16 protein-coding genes are annotated in these 16,009 nt (G+C 38.4%); 8 read left to right on the forward strand and 8 right to left on the reverse strand.

Annotation, left to right across the window (positions count from 1 at the left end):
• The first annotated feature begins 163 nt into the window (after positions 1-163).
• Together F0919_RS01540 and F0919_RS01545 are read left to right on the forward strand one after the other, a co-directional pair.
• Entirely contained in the window at positions 164-1,165 is a 1,002-nt protein-coding gene (locus F0919_RS01540) for a Gfo/Idh/MocA family protein (RefSeq protein WP_150030949.1), read from the forward strand.
• Between the two features lie 61 nt (positions 1,166-1,226).
• Complete coding sequence (locus F0919_RS01545) at positions 1,227-2,657, forward strand: sugar transferase (RefSeq protein WP_150030950.1); 1,431 nt, start codon at positions 1,227-1,229, stop codon at positions 2,655-2,657.
• A 183-nt stretch (positions 2,658-2,840) separates the two neighbouring features.
• Here the strand turns inward: F0919_RS01545 and F0919_RS01550 are convergent, their stop codons facing one another.
• Positions 2,841-4,019 (reverse strand): acyl-CoA dehydrogenase family protein, encoded by a 1,179-nt coding sequence (locus F0919_RS01550; RefSeq protein WP_150030951.1) that lies wholly within the window; start codon positions 4,017-4,019, stop codon positions 2,841-2,843.
• Between the two features lie 471 nt (positions 4,020-4,490).
• Here F0919_RS01550 and F0919_RS01555 point away from each other — a divergent pair, with 471 nt between their 5' ends.
• Both F0919_RS01555 and F0919_RS01560 read left to right on the forward strand, forming a co-directional pair.
• Positions 4,491-5,348 (forward strand): sigma-70 family RNA polymerase sigma factor, encoded by an 858-nt coding sequence (locus F0919_RS01555; protein ID WP_150030952.1) that lies wholly within the window; start codon positions 4,491-4,493, stop codon positions 5,346-5,348.
• Between the two features lie 116 nt (positions 5,349-5,464).
• Positions 5,465-6,466, forward strand: a complete 1,002-nt coding sequence (locus tag F0919_RS01560) for a hypothetical protein (protein WP_150030953.1) — start codon at positions 5,465-5,467, stop codon at positions 6,464-6,466.
• 22 nt (positions 6,467-6,488) lie between these two features.
• Here the strand turns inward: F0919_RS01560 and F0919_RS01565 are convergent, their stop codons facing one another.
• The 4 genes from F0919_RS01565 to ahcY all read right to left on the reverse strand — a co-directional run bounded on the left by F0919_RS01565 (position 6,489) and on the right by ahcY (position 9,670).
• Positions 6,489-7,241, reverse strand: a complete 753-nt coding sequence (locus F0919_RS01565; RefSeq protein WP_150030954.1) for a DUF5995 family protein — start codon at positions 7,239-7,241, stop codon at positions 6,489-6,491.
• 37 nt (positions 7,242-7,278) lie between these two features.
• Complete coding sequence (locus F0919_RS01570) at positions 7,279-7,641, reverse strand: YybH family protein (protein ID WP_150030955.1); 363 nt, start codon at positions 7,639-7,641, stop codon at positions 7,279-7,281.
• Positions 7,642-7,655: 14 nt separating this feature from the next.
• On the reverse strand, positions 7,656-8,216 hold the full coding sequence (locus F0919_RS01575; protein WP_235903436.1) for a YfiT family bacillithiol transferase: 561 nt from the start codon (positions 8,214-8,216) through the stop codon (positions 7,656-7,658).
• 125 nt (positions 8,217-8,341) lie between these two features.
• Positions 8,342-9,670: an adenosylhomocysteinase gene (gene ahcY / locus F0919_RS01580; protein ID WP_150030956.1), complete on the reverse strand. Its 1,329-nt coding sequence runs from the start codon at positions 9,668-9,670 to the stop codon at positions 8,342-8,344.
• Between the two features lie 135 nt (positions 9,671-9,805).
• Here ahcY and F0919_RS01585 point away from each other — a divergent pair, with 135 nt between their 5' ends.
• Positions 9,806-10,306, forward strand: a complete 501-nt coding sequence (locus tag F0919_RS01585; protein ID WP_150030957.1) for an Lrp/AsnC family transcriptional regulator — start codon at positions 9,806-9,808, stop codon at positions 10,304-10,306.
• A 43-nt stretch (positions 10,307-10,349) separates the two neighbouring features.
• Entirely contained in the window at positions 10,350-10,790 is a 441-nt protein-coding gene (locus tag F0919_RS01590; protein ID WP_150030958.1) for a hypothetical protein, read from the forward strand.
• Between the two features lie 55 nt (positions 10,791-10,845).
• Here the strand turns inward: F0919_RS01590 and F0919_RS01595 are convergent, their stop codons facing one another.
• Together F0919_RS01595 and F0919_RS01600 are read right to left on the reverse strand one after the other, a co-directional pair.
• Positions 10,846-11,760, reverse strand: a complete 915-nt coding sequence (locus F0919_RS01595; RefSeq protein ID WP_150030959.1) for a helix-turn-helix domain-containing protein — start codon at positions 11,758-11,760, stop codon at positions 10,846-10,848.
• 9 nt (positions 11,761-11,769) lie between these two features.
• Positions 11,770-12,666, reverse strand: coding sequence for an NmrA family NAD(P)-binding protein (locus F0919_RS01600; protein WP_150030960.1), 897 nt, complete (start codon positions 12,664-12,666; stop codon positions 11,770-11,772).
• Between the two features lie 397 nt (positions 12,667-13,063).
• Between F0919_RS01600 and F0919_RS01605 the strand changes: the two genes are divergently transcribed.
• The gene (locus F0919_RS01605) at positions 13,064-13,822 is read left to right on the forward strand and encodes an SPFH domain-containing protein (RefSeq protein WP_262713943.1); all 759 of its coding nucleotides are present in this window, start codon (positions 13,064-13,066) and stop codon (positions 13,820-13,822) included.
• 73 nt (positions 13,823-13,895) lie between these two features.
• Here the strand turns inward: F0919_RS01605 and F0919_RS01610 are convergent, their stop codons facing one another.
• Positions 13,896-15,254, reverse strand: a complete 1,359-nt coding sequence (locus tag F0919_RS01610) for a flavin monoamine oxidase family protein (protein ID WP_150030962.1) — start codon at positions 15,252-15,254, stop codon at positions 13,896-13,898.
• A gap of 138 nt (positions 15,255-15,392) precedes the next feature.
• Between F0919_RS01610 and F0919_RS18365 the strand changes: the two genes are divergently transcribed.
• Positions 15,393-15,548 (forward strand): hypothetical protein, encoded by a 156-nt coding sequence (locus F0919_RS18365; protein WP_190277226.1) that lies wholly within the window; start codon positions 15,393-15,395, stop codon positions 15,546-15,548.
• Positions 15,549-16,009 lie beyond the last annotated feature (461 nt).

Genomic DNA, 16,009 nt, shown 5'->3' on the forward strand with positions numbered 1-16,009 from the left:
CATAAAATCTCCTGAAAACCATCCTATTTATAAAGACGGTTATTTTTATGCATCGTATTACTATTTCAATTAAAAAAATTAGAAAGGCCAAAGCCACCCCTTTGCGTTAATTATCTTATTTTGCAATCGTAATATTAACTTAACGTAGAGAGATTCAGTTTTTATGCTAAAAGTCGGCGTTTTTGGTGCGGGGCATCTGGGTAAAATTCATATTCAGCAATGGTTACAAATACCCGGAATTATTTTGGTTGGCTTTTTTGACCCGAATGATGATAATGCAGCAACAACCATCACTGAATATCAAATTAAACGTTATACCAATGCTGAAGATCTCATTTCGGCAGCCGATGCGCTGGATATTGTTACAAATACTACTTCTCATTTCGATATAGCCAAAGCATGTCTCTTACAATCTCGTCATCTATTTATAGAGAAGCCAATGACCCATACCATGGAAGAAGCAAGGGAATTGGTAAAACTGGTGGCGGAAGCAAATGTGAAATGTCAGATTGGTCATGTGGAACGCTATAATCCCGCCATGCTGGCTCTGCGCAATAAAAAGCTCGAACCGATGTTCATTGAAACACACAGACTTGCTCAGTTTAATCCGAGAGGAACAGATGTTGCAGTAATTCTGGATTTAATGATTCACGATATTGATATCATTTTACATCTCGTAAAATCGCCGGTAAGAAGGATTTCTGCGAGTGGCGTAGCAGTTATAAGCGATACATTTGATATTGCAAATGCCAGGATTGAATTTGATAATGGTTGTGTGGCAAACCTTACAGCAAGCCGCATTTCTTTGAAAAAAATGAGAAAGATGCGTTTGTTTCAAAGAGATGCATACATTGGCATCGACTTTTTAGATAAGAAAACAGAGATTATACGATTAAAAGGAGATAATGAAGAAAAGGGATTTTTTGACTTCCCTATTGAGATTGGAGCAGGTCAGCAAAAAATGATTTCTGTCGAAATGCCGAATATCAATGAAGTAAATGCAATAAGAGAAGAACTGGCTGATTTTGCGTTGGCCATTTTACAGGACAAACCAGTAAGTGTTTCTGTTTACGACGGATTACATGCAATGGATGTGGCGCATCAGATTTTACATAAAATGATGATGCAGGTGAATAACGACAATGCTGAAAAAGTGTTTCAATAACAACTTTTATCCGTTTTAAAGATTCAAATTTTAGGGCTCAAATTTATAGGTTAGCGTACGCATGAGATTATCCACGGCCAAAAGAAGAGCAATTATCATATTGATAGTTATCGACTACCTGACAGCAATTGCTGCATGGTTAGTATTTTGGTTGTATCGTCAGCATTTATTGCATCAGGCTTTTCCCGATATTTATCCAAAGGAAAGAAATTGGTCGGCACGTGACTATATTATTTCGTTTTTAATAATTCCTGTTTTCTGGATTTTTCTTCATTACCTCTCAGGAGCTTATTTTGATTTATACCGTAAATCGAGATTAATTGAAATATATCGCAGTATTATCATCAGTATTATTGGCTCCTTGCTTATCGGAACAGTAGCCTTCTCAAACGATACAGGCAGTTTTAAATATTTCTTTGAAATAACCTCCTGGTATTTCGTTACGCAGCTTTTCTTTTTGCTTGTTTCAAGAATGTTCTGGCTATATAAAGTCAAGCGTGATCTCTTAAAAAGAAAGATTGTATATAAAACCCTTATTGTAGGCGGGAATGGAAAAGCAACCAAAGTTTATAATGAAATAAAAGATAATCCGCATGTTCTGGGAAATGAGGTTGTCGGCTTTGTAAGTGTCGACAAAAATGTAACGCCGTTAAATATTCCTAATGTACCTGAATTAGGCAATATAGAATCGCTGGAAAACATCATTCAGGAGTATAAGATTGAAGAAGTAGTAATTGCGGTGGAATCTCACGAACATAATAAACTGGAACATTTATTAACAAGATTAAGCTACAGTCCTATAATCATAAAGGTTTTACCGGATTTATACGATATCATTTCAGGTTCTGTCAGGATTAATAATGTTTATGCTCCATTGTTAATAAGTATTCACCCAGAGTTATTGCCCGATTGGCAAAAGGTTTGCAAAAGAGTGATTGATTTTACTATTTCGGCATTGTGTCTGATATTACTTTCGCCAGTTTACCTGTTTGCAGCATTAAAAGTCAGGTTATCATCACCCGGCCCTATTTTCTATAAACAGGAAAGAATTGGCCTGTTCGGTCAGCCATTCAATATTTACAAGTTCCGTTCCATGTACATGAACGCCGAGGAAAGCGGACCTGCATTGAGTAGCGATGAAGATCGAAGAATTACGCAATGGGGCAAAATTATGCGTAAATGGCGCATTGACGAATTGCCACAGTTTTTCAATATTCTAAAAGGCGATATGTCATTAGTAGGCCCAAGGCCTGAAAGAAGATTCTTCATTGATAAAATTGTACCTTCTCATCCGCACTACAAATACTTGCACCGTGTAAAACCGGGGCTTACCTCCTGGGGAATGGTTCAGTATGGTTATGCCGAAAATGTGGAACAAATGATTGAGCGGATGAAGTACGATTTGTTATACATAGAAAACTGCTCTATCGCGCTGGATATAAAAATTTCACTTTACACCATCAAAGTTATTTTTCAGGGAAGGGGGAAATAGCTTTTAGATGTTAGATATCAGATTCTTTAATTTATCTATGCAGGGTTAAAATGTTATAAATAACAAATTGCAGGAATTTAAAAAGCGTTGCCAACTTTTAAAAGTGGCAACGCTTTTTTTTGTAAAATAGATTTGACAACTTTTTAAAAGTTGGCAAATCTGAATAAAACGATTTTCAAATATTTATTTAAATGCACTCAATCCTGTAACATCTTGTCCTGTAATCAACAAATGAATATCGTGTGTCCCTTCATAAGTAATAACAGACTCAAGATTCATCATGTGACGCATAATGCTGTATTCACCTGTAATACCCATTCCACCCAAAATCTGACGTGCTTCACGGGCAATAGTGATTGCAGTTTGACAACTGTTTCTTTTAGCCATAGAAATTTGCTCCGGTGTTGCACGGCCTTCGCCACGCAAAACGCCTAAACGCCAAACCAATAACTGACCTTTTGTGATTTCAGTAATCATTTCAGCCAGTTTCTTTTGCGTTAATTGAAAACCTCCGATTGGCTTACCGAACTGAATACGTTGCTGGGAATAACGTAAAGCTGTATCATAGCAGTCCATAGCGCAACCTAAAGCGCCCCATGCAATGCCATAACGGGCACTGCTCAAACAACCCAACGGACCTTTCAAGCCTTCTACATTCGGAAGAATATTTTCTTTCGGAACTTTTACATTATCAAAAACCAGCTCACCTGTTGCAGAAGCACGAAGGCTCCACTTACCGTGTGTTTCAGGAGTTGTAAAACCTTCCATACCACGTTCTACAATCAAGCCTTTAATCTTGCCTTCAGGACCGCGTGCCCAGACAACTGCGATATCAGCAAATGGTGCATTGGAAATCCACATTTTAGAGCCATTCAAAATAACATGATCACCTGCATCTGTAAAATTAGACAACATGCCTGCAGGATTGGAACCATGATCCGGCTCCGTCAAACCGAAGCAACCCATCATTTCACCTGTTGCAAGTTTTGGCAAATATTTCATTTTCTGCTCTTCGCTGCCATAAGTGTAAATCGGATACATTACCAATGAACCTTGTACAGATGCCGTTGAACGCACACCGGAATCACCACGCTCCAGTTCCTGCATCATTATACCGTAAGAAATGTAATCTAAACCGGCACCACCATATTTAGCAGGAACAAAAGGTCCGAAGCATCCTTGTTCACCAAGGCCTTTTATTAATTGTGAAGGAAATGCTGCTTTTTGAGCGTAATCTTCAATAATCGGAGAAATTTCCTTTTTCACAAATGCTCGTACAGAATCACGGATCAATTTGTGTTCATCAGTCAGTAATTCGTCCAATAAGTAATAATCGGGGTGTTGATATAAGTCTTGAGACATAAAATGTGTTTAAAATATTTTAACGGCGCAAAGGTAACAAATTGGCGTAAGCTTCGTATATTTCTGACGAAGAAACTGACAAATATTACGCTACATAAAATAATGAGAAAATTTTGCAATAAAATCAGCAAATTTTAAATAATCAAAAGCCTTTACTGTATTGGCTTTCATAGAAAATAACAATACATTAAACTTTTATAATTGACAATAGTCAAACATGACAAGGGAATTATGGAATGATTTTTGATGAATAGGAGTTATAGAAAAACTGATGGATTTTTTGTCAGTTAAAGATATTTATAAATGGTTTACTAAAAGGTTTATTTTAACATACTTATACAAACTAAACCCAACCGAAAAACGTTTATATAAAGTCTTAAAAGCAGGGAAGCAATATTATATTATTTCTTTGTTTTTTCCAAAATCAGAAATAGTAGTAATACAAATAATAAAAACAAATAAAACCAGACTATGAGGCAGCTAAAAATTGCTACTCAGATTACGAATCGCGATTCGCAAGCTGTAGAAAAATACCTTCAGGAAATCAGCCGTATTTCAATGATCACACCGGAGGAAGAAACTACACTTGCGCAGAAAATTCACGTTGGAGACCAAAGAGCTTTGGAAAAACTTGTGAAAGCCAATCTTCGTTTCGTAGTTTCGGTAGCTAAGCAGTATCAACACCAGGGTCTATCTCTGAGTGATTTGATCAATGAAGGGAATTTAGGGTTAATCAAGGCAGCACAGCGTTTTGATGAAACTAAGGGTTTTAAATTCATTTCTTACGCCGTATGGTGGATTCGTCAATCAATCTTGCAGGCTTTGGCAGAGCAAGGACGTTTGGTACGTTTACCGCAAAACAAAATCGGCACTTATAACAAAGCAAATAAAGCATATATTGCTTTTGAACAAGAACATGAACGTGAACCTTCAACAGAAGAATTGGCGAGCATTCTTGAAATGAGTGAAACTGAAATTGCAAATATTTTCAGCAGCAACACACGTCACACTTCTTTGGATGCTCCGGTTCACGAAGCAGAAGATGTAGCTATGGGCGATTTGCTTGAAGGCAGCAATGATACGGATGATACAGTAATGAAGGATTCTTTGAAAGCAGAAATCCAACGCATCCTTAAATCATTAAGCACCCGTGAAGCTGAAATTATCTCTGCTTATTTCGGTTTGGAAGGCGATAGCGGTCCATCTGTAGAAGAAATAGGACAAAAATACGACCTTACAAAAGAACGCATCCGTCAGATTAAAGAACGCGCAATCAAACGCCTGCAAAAAGCACGTTACAGCGGTTCATTGAAATCTTACTTAGGATAAGAATCATTAAAATCTATTATTAAAGCCAATCCAATTTCGGATTGGCTTTTTTTGTTGAAAGAAATGTTTAAGGAAAAACAAAAAAGCGTACAGATTCAATTATTTTCGCTCACGAAATGCAGCAATTCTTAAAAAAACTTCTTCAATTTATAATTATAGGCTTAACACCTGTTATTGCGTTATTTGTGCTGTATTTAATAACCGATCCCTTCAAAACACTTCGCACTTATTCGGGTTTCTCCAATTACAGGGTTACACCAAATACGGAATATATTTCTTTTGAAACCTTCAGATATCATTATCCTTCTGAACATTATAACTCTTTTATTTTTGGCAGCTCAAGAACAAAGGCATTTAAAACAGCTTCATGGAAAAAATACCTGGATTCAACTGCCAGGCCTTTTATTTTCAATGCTTCGGCAGAATCGCTCAATGGTATTTACCAAAAGATACATTTTTTGGATAACAACCACTACCCTATCAAAAACGCTTTAATTATCCTTTGCCCTGATTACCTTTTTTACGATGCTGAACATAAGGAAGGTTATTTATTTGTCAAAAACCCTGCATTAAACGGGGAAAGCAAACTGAAATATCAATTTCAGTTTTTTAAGGCATTTATGAATCCCGTTTTTCTGTCAAGCTATATTCCTTATCTCGCAACAAAACAATACAGGCCTTATATGCATGGCTATATTGAAAACAGAACTGTATTGATAGACAGCATTACGAATGAAATTGTGTTCAAAGAAGTGGAGGATGAATTAAAAGAAAATCCTGACAAATATTATGCTGAAAGAAAGGATTTGTTTTACGAAAGAAACGGAGAAACCAGAGATTCAGTGAGTTATATTAATAAAGAAAATGAAGCTACCTTTCTGAAAATCAGAAATATATTAGAAAAAAACCACACAAACTATAAAGTTGTAATTAGTCCGTTGTATTATGAAATAAAATTCAACATTAAAGACCAGCAAATTCTTGAAAATATCTTCGGCGCTCATCTTTATGATTTCTCGGGAAAGAATGAATTTTCAGAATCAAGATTCAACTTCTATGAATCAAGTCATTACAGGCAAAATGTCGGCGATAAGATTTTAGAAGAAATATACAAGTGACAGACTGGAACTACTCCGGCATTCAGCCTTCATTCAAAACCTTAATGTTCTTGGCAACGTCATTCGATTCAAAAAGAAGGATTCCTTTTATAATCCATTTTGTTATCCCATCAGGATTCTGAACGCAGGTGGCAACTTTTGATACTATTGTGTCAGTTGCCCTGATAATATCCTCGTCCTGAATTTCCGTTGAATCAGCTAAAATTACCGCATTGGACCATGCCGTATCTCTTGCTTTCTGAATGCTGAAATTAACAATGTCGTCTGCGACAGTAGGATCCAGCGATTTCAGGAATATTGTAGGCCACGAAATTTTCTTTAGCTGCTTTTCCAATGAAAGATAAACATTGCCTATCACAACATTAATAAGATTAAAATCATGGTGCAAACTTTCAATATCACCGGCTGTTGAAATAGCCGCAGCTGCTATTCCCAGATCAAGATTGATATGTGCATTGATACCTAAAAGCAAATGCTGAACAATTGACAAATTGGTTTGCTCAGCCGCTTTGAAAGCATGCATCCAGGAATGTGTTGCGACTTGTCCTGTTGAAAACTGATTGTAAGCTGTCAGATATCTGTTCGCAAACGCTACATCTAAAAGTTCCATTCTCGGACCGTTGTCAAAAGCATCTTGTTCAATACCAACTTTCACACCAATTGTCATTGCTTTGTATAGGGAAGCAAAATAACCGATACGTGAAGACTTTTGAATGCAATCATTTATGATAATATCAAGCTGCTGAATCACTTCATCAATGGTATTGGCTTTCATTTTGTTACAGGCTTTAACGATTAGGGAATAAATTTTATTAATCAAGCGACACAAACAGTTCGGTTCTTGTCTTCCAGGTATTTCCTTTCTTGCACCACATGGCGGAATAGTTACCGCCTTTGGCTCCGTCTTTATATTTCCAGATGCCGGTTTCCCATGCCAGTTTTCCGCTATCAGCTATTGTAATTTCCGAAGGCAACCTTTCAAACAATGTAATTCCCGAGGCAAACATTTGCTTCCATATTTTGACAAGATTCTTTTTACCGGCATGCTTTCCTCCTTCACCTGAAATTACAATGATATCTTCCATGTAATGTACTGTCACTCCATCTGCATCGTTGGCTACAATTGCTGCGTTGGAAGCCTTTCGGGCGTTTTCTATATATTCCTTGTCCGTCATTTTCTTTTAATGATTTACAACCAGTTCATTCTTTCTCTTAATCTAAAAATATGTTCAAAATGATGCTTGGTATGCCAGGCATACATGGCAAGCAATTGCCACAATTCCATTCTCCTGTTATGTTCCGGATGAACCATTGCACGCTTCCAGTCTTCAGTTGTCATATCGCGCATTAAAGCAACCCAGCGGCGATGTAATGCGTGTAAAATGGTTACGGAAACATTTACTGGAACATTAAATACATCTGGTAACTCCGCCCATTGTTTTTCATGGTATGGTTTTATGGTGGGACAATCTTCCGTTAATGCCCACTTGAAACGTATATAAGCATTCATGTGGCTATCGGCAACATGATGAATTACCTGCATTACAGTCCATCCGTCGGGACGATAAGGCGTTAGTAATTGAGCTTCATCCATATTTTCTATTGCCGCATCATACCATTTTGGTGAAACTTCAATTCTTTCAATCCATTTGCGGATCTGAGTTTCGTCGTATTCAAGCGGCATTTCAAATTTGCCTATGGGGTAAGCAAGTGCTTCTGTTTCGGGCGTCATATCTATTAATTGATACATAAAGGTAACAGATAGTTTCTATGAAAATAACAGGAATCATTCAAAATGCCGACACTCATATCTGCACAAAAAAAGATGCCAGCTTTTTAAAAGTTGGCATCTTTAATATTAATTCAAATTGAATCTTAGTATCTGTACATTTCCGGCTTAAACGGACCTTCTTTTGAAAGACCTAAGTAAGAAGCTTGCGTATCTGTAAGGATGTCTAACTCAACACCGATTTTAGAAAGATGCAAACGAGCTACTTTTTCATCCAGATGCTTAGGCAATACATACACTTTGTTTTCGTATTTATTGCTATGCAACCATAATTCCAATTGGGCCAAAACCTGATTGGTGAAAGAGTTGGACATTACGAATGACGGGTGGCCGGTAGCGCAACCTAAGTTAACCAGGCGGCCTTCTGCCAATACAATTACTTCTTTACCATCGATGCTGTACAAATCAACCTGTGGTTTGATAGTATCTTTAGTATGACCATAATTTGTATTCAACCATTCCATATCGATTTCGATATCGAAGTGACCGATGTTACAAACGATGGCTTTGTCCTTCATTAATTTGAAATGCTCACCATTGATGATATCGCGGCAACCTGTAGTGGTTACAACGATGTCTGCTTCTTTGATGGCGTCATTCATTTTCTTAACTTCAAAACCTTCCATTGCAGCTTGCAAAGCACAGATAGGGTCGATTTCAGTTACAATAACACGAGCGCCTGCACCACGCAAAGAATCGGCAGAACCTTTACCAACATCACCGAAACCTGCAACTACAGCAACTTTACCGGCCATCATTACATCTGTAGCACGACGAATAGCATCTACCAATGATTCGCGACAACCGTATTTGTTATCAAATTTGGATTTGGTAACGCTGTCATTGATATTGATAGCAGGAATCGGCAAAGTACCGGCAGCCATACGTTCATACAAACGGTGAACACCTGTAGTTGTTTCTTCGGAAAGACCTTTGATACCGGCGATCAATTCAGGGTATTTATCAAAAACGATATTGGTTAAATCACCGCCATCATCCAGAATCATGTTCAATGGTTTGTCTTCAGCACCAAAGAACAATGTTTGTTCGATACACCATTCTGCTTCTTCGTTGGTTTCACCTTTCCATGCAAAAACAGGAACGCCTGTTGCAGCGATTGCAGCAGCAGCGTGGTCTTGTGTAGAGAAGATATTGCAAGAGCTCCAGCGAACTTCGGCACCCAAAGCAGTCAATGTTTCAATCAACACGGCAGTCTGGATAGTCATGTGAAGACAACCTGCAATGCGCGCACCTTTCAAAGGTTGTTGTGCAGCAAATTCTTCGCGGATACTCATAAGGCCCGGCATTTCAGCTTCAGCCAGACGAATTTCTTTACGGCCCCATTCTGCAAGGCTGATGTCTGCTACCTTATAAGGCAGGCTCAATTCGATATTTTGAAAACTTGTAGTTGACATAATATGTTCTTTGTTTAGATTTTAAAATTCAGAAGGCAAAAGTAGCGTTTTAGGATAAACCATTAGTGATTATTGTAAAATTCAGAACAAAAGACAATAATCGCTTAACTTTACAGGACAAAATCATTTTCAGCTATGGAAAAGACCAATGCAAAAGATAATGCCACTTTGCCGGCTTATGCTCTGGATGATAAAGACCTGGCTATTTTGAGGTTACTGCAGCAAAACGCCAAGATTACGGTCCGTGATATTGCATCGCAAATACACCTCAGCACTACACCTGTACATGAACGTATCAAGAGAATGGAGGACAGCGGCATTATTAAACAATATGTAACGCTTGTGGACCATGCCAAGGTCAGGAAAGGTTTGATGGTGATTTGTTATGTGTCTTTAAAAGAGCATAATAAAAAATCGGGGGCGAAGTTTATCAAGACTATCAATGAATTGCATGAGGTCATTGAATGTTATAATATCAGCGGCGAGTTTGATTTTATGTTGAAGGTGGTGGCGGAAAACATGGATGCTTATTATGATTTCCATGTCAACAAGCTAAGCCAGATTGAGAATATGGGACATCTGCAAAGTGTGTTTGTGATGGGGATTATTAAGCAGACGCATCAGTTGGTGAATTAGATGATAAAAAACAAACATCAAATTATCAAATTTCAAATTTAACATGCATTTAAAAACGAACTATTATTTTTTACTAACTCCTTTCGCTATCCTATTTCTATTGTTGGGTATATCCTGCAATCATAGTCAAGAAAAACTTATTTATGGTAGCTGGATTATTGATTCTGTGTCCAGAAAAAGTGACATCGATACAGATGCAAAAATCGAGAATAATCTTAAACAGAACTTGATTGGCAGCTCCATGACTTTCTTTGAAGACAATACATATAAATCAAGTATAAATGGAAGCTCACCAAGAGAAAATTTCTCAATAACAAAGAAGGGTAATAACACCAGTCTTATTTTTCTAAATAAACCTCCAGGTGTACATATTGGTTCTGATGTCTTAATACTTAATGGAAAGGAACTTTTAATTAAAATAGATGATGGCGAAAAAGAATATACTCTCATTCATTTTTCAAGAAAGAATAAGACCAGTCAATAGACCACTTTTGCTAAAGATTCAATGAGAAAGCTTTAATAAAACACATTCACTCAGATCAATTAAACGAAGCCCTGAACCCCAAAGGAGAATAATTCGTTTTTGTTTTGAATAATTTACTGAACGATTGCGGATGCTCAAATCCTAATTCGTAGGCAATCTCGCTTACTGATAAATCCGTGGTGGATAATTTTTCTTTTGCCTTTTCAATCAGTTTTTCATGGATGTGCTGCTGCGTGCTTTGTCCTGTCAATACTTTCAGAAGACCGCTTAAGTAGTTAGGCGAAAGGTTCAATACTTCAGCAATGTATTGTACTGTAGGCAATCCTTTCTTTATAGCTTCATCGTTGTCGAAATATGCTGACAGTATATCTTCCAGCCTGTTCAGGATTTGATGGTTATTTATCTTTCTTGTGATGAACTGGCGATGATAAAATCTTTCTGAATAAGAAAACAATAATTCCAGTTGTGCAATAATAATTTGCTGGCTGAATTTGTCAATATTGGCATGGTATTCCTGCAAGATGTTTTGGATGATACTTGTAACCGTTACTTCTTCCTTTTCCGAAAGAAATAAAGCTTCATTTACGGCATAATCAAAGTACTCGTATTGTTTTATAATCTTAGCCAAAGATGTATGCCATAGGAAGTCGGGATGGATAAGTAATATCCAGCCTGTATGATTGGGCGCTGCGTTTCCAATTACTTCAATGCTGAAAACCTGTCCGGGAGCCATAAAGAACATCACGCCTTCATCAAAGTCGTATTCCTGCTGGCCATATTTCATTTTGGCATTCGTAGTCCTTTTCAGGGAAATGGAATAGAAATCAAGCACCCAGCTTGTGTGATTATTTGTTGCCGAATGTTTGATAGCGGCATAATCCACCACACTGATCAACGGATGTTCAGGGGCTGCTAATCCCCTGAACTTATGAAACTCGCTGATTGTTTTAATCCTTACCGGTTTTGCCATATTACAATGTTACTTATTTTGATTATAAGCTGTTGCAAAATCTTTTGCAAAATCCGTCATCTTTACTTTTCCCAATGCAGGTCTGTTTAAATAATAATCATCAAAGAAGATACCGCTATGAATACACGATTGCATTTCAACCAGCCCCTCAGCTATTTTCGGATTGAGACCTGCCGCTTCCATGCCTGCCTGCATCTGTTCGTCGGAAATAACTTCCCATTTCAAATCGGGCTTACCGATGGCAGCGCCTAAAATGCCTGCTACCTCGTTACAGGTAAGCTCATCGCTTGCTACGTAACGTATTTTCCTGCCTTGCGATGGTGTTACTATTTCATCGGCTACTGCGTCGGCAATATCAGCAGGGGCAACCCAGACAATCATATCATCTGCACCATAATTTGAGGCTATAATCCCTGTGTTTTTTATCACAGGGATAAAGCTGTAGAGGTTATAATGAAAAGAGGTTGGACGCATGTGTGTAATGGATATGTCCGGTATATCTTTCAGTATATTTTCTACATCACGGTGTGTGAGGATAAGGCCTGTGCCTTTTTCCAGATGTGCGCCGATACTGCTGAGGTGAATCACGCGCTTTACGCCTGATTGCATAATGGCTTGTTTATAATTATGGGCTGTTTGCAAGACATAAGCGGTCAGATCAAGATTCTTGTCGTAGTAATGATTAGGCGGAATCATGCAGTACACGGCATCTGCACCTGTGAAAGCGGATGTCAGAAAATCGACATCTTCTATACTGCCAATTGCCGGTATTGCACCCAAAGCTTCGATGTCTTTTTTCTTTTCGGGATTACTGCTGATAACGGTTACTATATGTCCCTGCTGCACTAAAATTTGTGTCAACGGTTTACTGATGTGTCCTAAGGAACCTGTGATTGTGATTTTCATTTGCTGTTTTTTTGATAAGGCAAAGGTGCACAGGATTACAACGGCGGATGTAGCCGAATCTATCTTTGTTGTAGCCGAAAAACGGTTCTTTGAAATAATATTTCCCGAAATATCAGATCCAAAAAACTAAACAATTCTAAAAAATAATGCATCTTTGGCTCTCAATATCATCACATCAATGCTGAAAATTTTCCTTTTCATTTTCGCAAATATCCTGCTTGTGTGGCTGCATTTCAGGCTTTTCAATCTACAGCCTGTATATGGTTTTATTACCGGAACGCTGCATGTTATTTGCTTATTGATATTCCCTTATTCCAAAGTATTTAAAAACACAAAATGATAACCTTGAAAAAAAATAACCACTGCCGGTATTCTGGCTATTATAGCTATTGTACTTATTGTAGTTCTCAGTAACAGTTGTTCCAGAGTAGAGCCCAACTATGAAGGTGTACTGATGACTAATTACGGAAGAAACGGCAGAGCAGATTTTAAATCCGTAATAGGCAGACAAATGACTGCAATGCCGGGCACTACTTTGTATCAGGTACCTATGTTTGAACAGAAAGGCGATCCTACTTCAGTTGTAATCACAGCCAGAGATGCAGGTGTCTTTACTGTCGATCCTACTTATACGTATCAGGCATTAAGAGGCAGAGGCATTGATATTGTGTTTAATTATAAGCATGTCGGTGTTTCGGAGCCCAATGTGATGATGGATAATATTGAAAATGCCGTATTAAACCAGCTGGTAATAAACGCTTACAGAGAAGAAGCAAGGAATTACACTACAGATTCCCTGATGAACAATCTGAATGCTTTTGAACAAAAGGTAGAATTCAGACTGAAAGCCGATTTTGATAAAAAATATTTCGTCTTAAACAATCTTACTTCAGGGCTTAAGCCACCTGAATCAATGGCACGCGCTATTGAAGCGAGAAATAATGCCATTCAGCAGGCCGAACAGGTAAAGAACGAACTACAAGTAGCGCAGATGAACCTTGAAAAAGCAAAGATTGATGCCGAAGCCAACCGTGTAAGAGCTGCCGGCCTTGATGCAAAAGTGTTACAGGAAAAATGGATTGAAGCTATAAGAAATACCAACAATAAAGTGATTATTACAGATGGCAGAACGCCTATTATATTAGGACAACAATAAAAATCACACATCAATATAAAAGGGTCTTTCAGTAGCGAAAGGCCCTTTTATATTGATAAACCGCATAAAATCTTTAAATACTTTCTGCGGCTGCTTCTCCTGTCTCAATGGCCCCTTCCATAAATCCCTGCCATTTTTCGGAAAGATGTTCTCCTGCAAATAAGGTGCGTTCAAATCTTTGAGAAAGAACTGGCAGCACGCCAAACCATTGCCCGATGCCGTAAAGTGCATAAGCGCCATGAGAATAGCGGTCTGCACCCCAGTAATAGTTTTCCTGTTTTTCCAGTAAGTGTGCCGTATTGCCAAAGCCCGGTTTGAAAGATAAATTGGTAAGTGCAGCACGATAAGCATTGGTCTGCGAAGCAATTACGGGAGCTTTATCTCCAATGGCATAAGATATCAGCACGCCTTTCTTTGAAGGCTGATTTTTGGTGGCATGATAAAAATAATGGCCTGGCATATCCGTAACCAAATCAAAGCTTTCATCTTTCCAGAAACGTTCGGAGAAAAGCAATGGATTCTTGTTGATACGTGCATATTGCAGTTCATTCATTGCGAGTGATATTTCTTCGGGCAAACCGGGCGACCAGTTTATATTTTTAGCTGAATATACGGGTATTGCACAAATGATATCGGTACCTTCAAAAACTGCGCCGTTGGCACAAGTTACTCTTACATTTTTATCCTGATGTATCTGAGTTACGACATGCTCTGTTTTTATCCTGTTTTTTCCGATGGCACACCTGAATTGCTCTGCAAGGGAATCATTACCGCCTCTTATTTTCAAATCCATTTCATTTGTGTCATTGCTTTCCACATATTCACCCATGGCGGAATAAGCGGACACATGCCTGATGCTTTCGCCAAAATCGGTAGAGTTAAGTAATTCATTCAATTCCAGGTCTTCGCCTGTGCATCCGTTATTTCTGAGATAGTTCCAATAATCAATTTTGTCCATATTGATCTGCTGTTCAGTGCTAAGACCTTTATAGGCATTCTTTAATTCTTCAAATTTCCGGAGCCAGTCCTGTGAATATTGCCACTGGTCTTTGTCTTTGAATGTGCCATTGCGAATAAGCCTTGTTTTAAACTGATTATTAAATAATTCCAGACCGAACTCATTACACAATTTACGGATGCGTTCATGGGAATAGCCTACCCACTCAGCTCCTAATTCAACAATCAAATCTTCGTCCGGATCTATATTGTAAGAATAGACTCTTCCGCCGATACGGTTTCTGGCCTCGAGTACTACAAAATCTATGTTTCTTTGATGCAGCCTGTATGCTGCTGCTAATCCGGCAAAGCCTGCGCCGATAATGATTACTTTTTTCTTTTCTGAAATGTTTAAATCGGCAAAAGCCGGGGCGCCCAACATAAGGCCACCAAGGGTTATGGCCGAATTGCGAAGGAACTGGCGACGTGATGACATGGTTTATTTTTTGAACAAAATAAAAATTACACACAAAACATTCAAACTATCAAGACATTAACTTATGTGTATCTTTATTAATAATAAATACTGTTTCCAAATTTCAAAAGCCTACCTTCACGCGAAATACTTCAAATTATGTCAAACGGTAACAGAAAAAAAGCGAAGACGCCGTCTCGCTTTACGGATGCTGCAACAGGCAAAACGTACACGAAAGTGACTAACAATGCCAAAGCTGCAAAAGCTGCTGAAGGTTATGCAACCGCAAATCCTAAGAAAGCATTTTATGCATAAGGATGATTTGACTCTAACAAGTTGGAACATTTTAAGATAAAAGAAAAAAGGCCCGATATTATTTCGGGTCTTTTTTGGTCTTTACCGTGACAGGAAGTACAAAAAGGTGTGTTGAATGCTATTGTTCAGGTGTTGAATGCCACTGACTGACTGTTGAACGCCATTGTCAAAGTGTTGAACGCCACTGTCCGGCTGTTGAACGCCACTGTTCAGATGTTGAACGCCACTGTCCGCGTGTTAGAAGCCACTGACTGACTGTTGGAAGCCACTGACTGACTGTTGAACGCCACTGTCCGGGTGTTGAACGCCATTGTTCAGGTGTTAAACGCCACTGTCCGCGTGTTGGAAGCCACTGACTGACTGTTGAACGCCACGGTCCGGGTGTTGAACGCCATTGTTCAGGTGTTAAACGCCACTGTCCGCGTGTTGGAAGCCACTGACTGACTGTTGAACGCCACGGT

Source organism: Taibaiella lutea, from assembly GCF_008629695.1.
GTDB lineage: Bacteria > Bacteroidota > Bacteroidia > Chitinophagales > Chitinophagaceae > Taibaiella > Taibaiella lutea.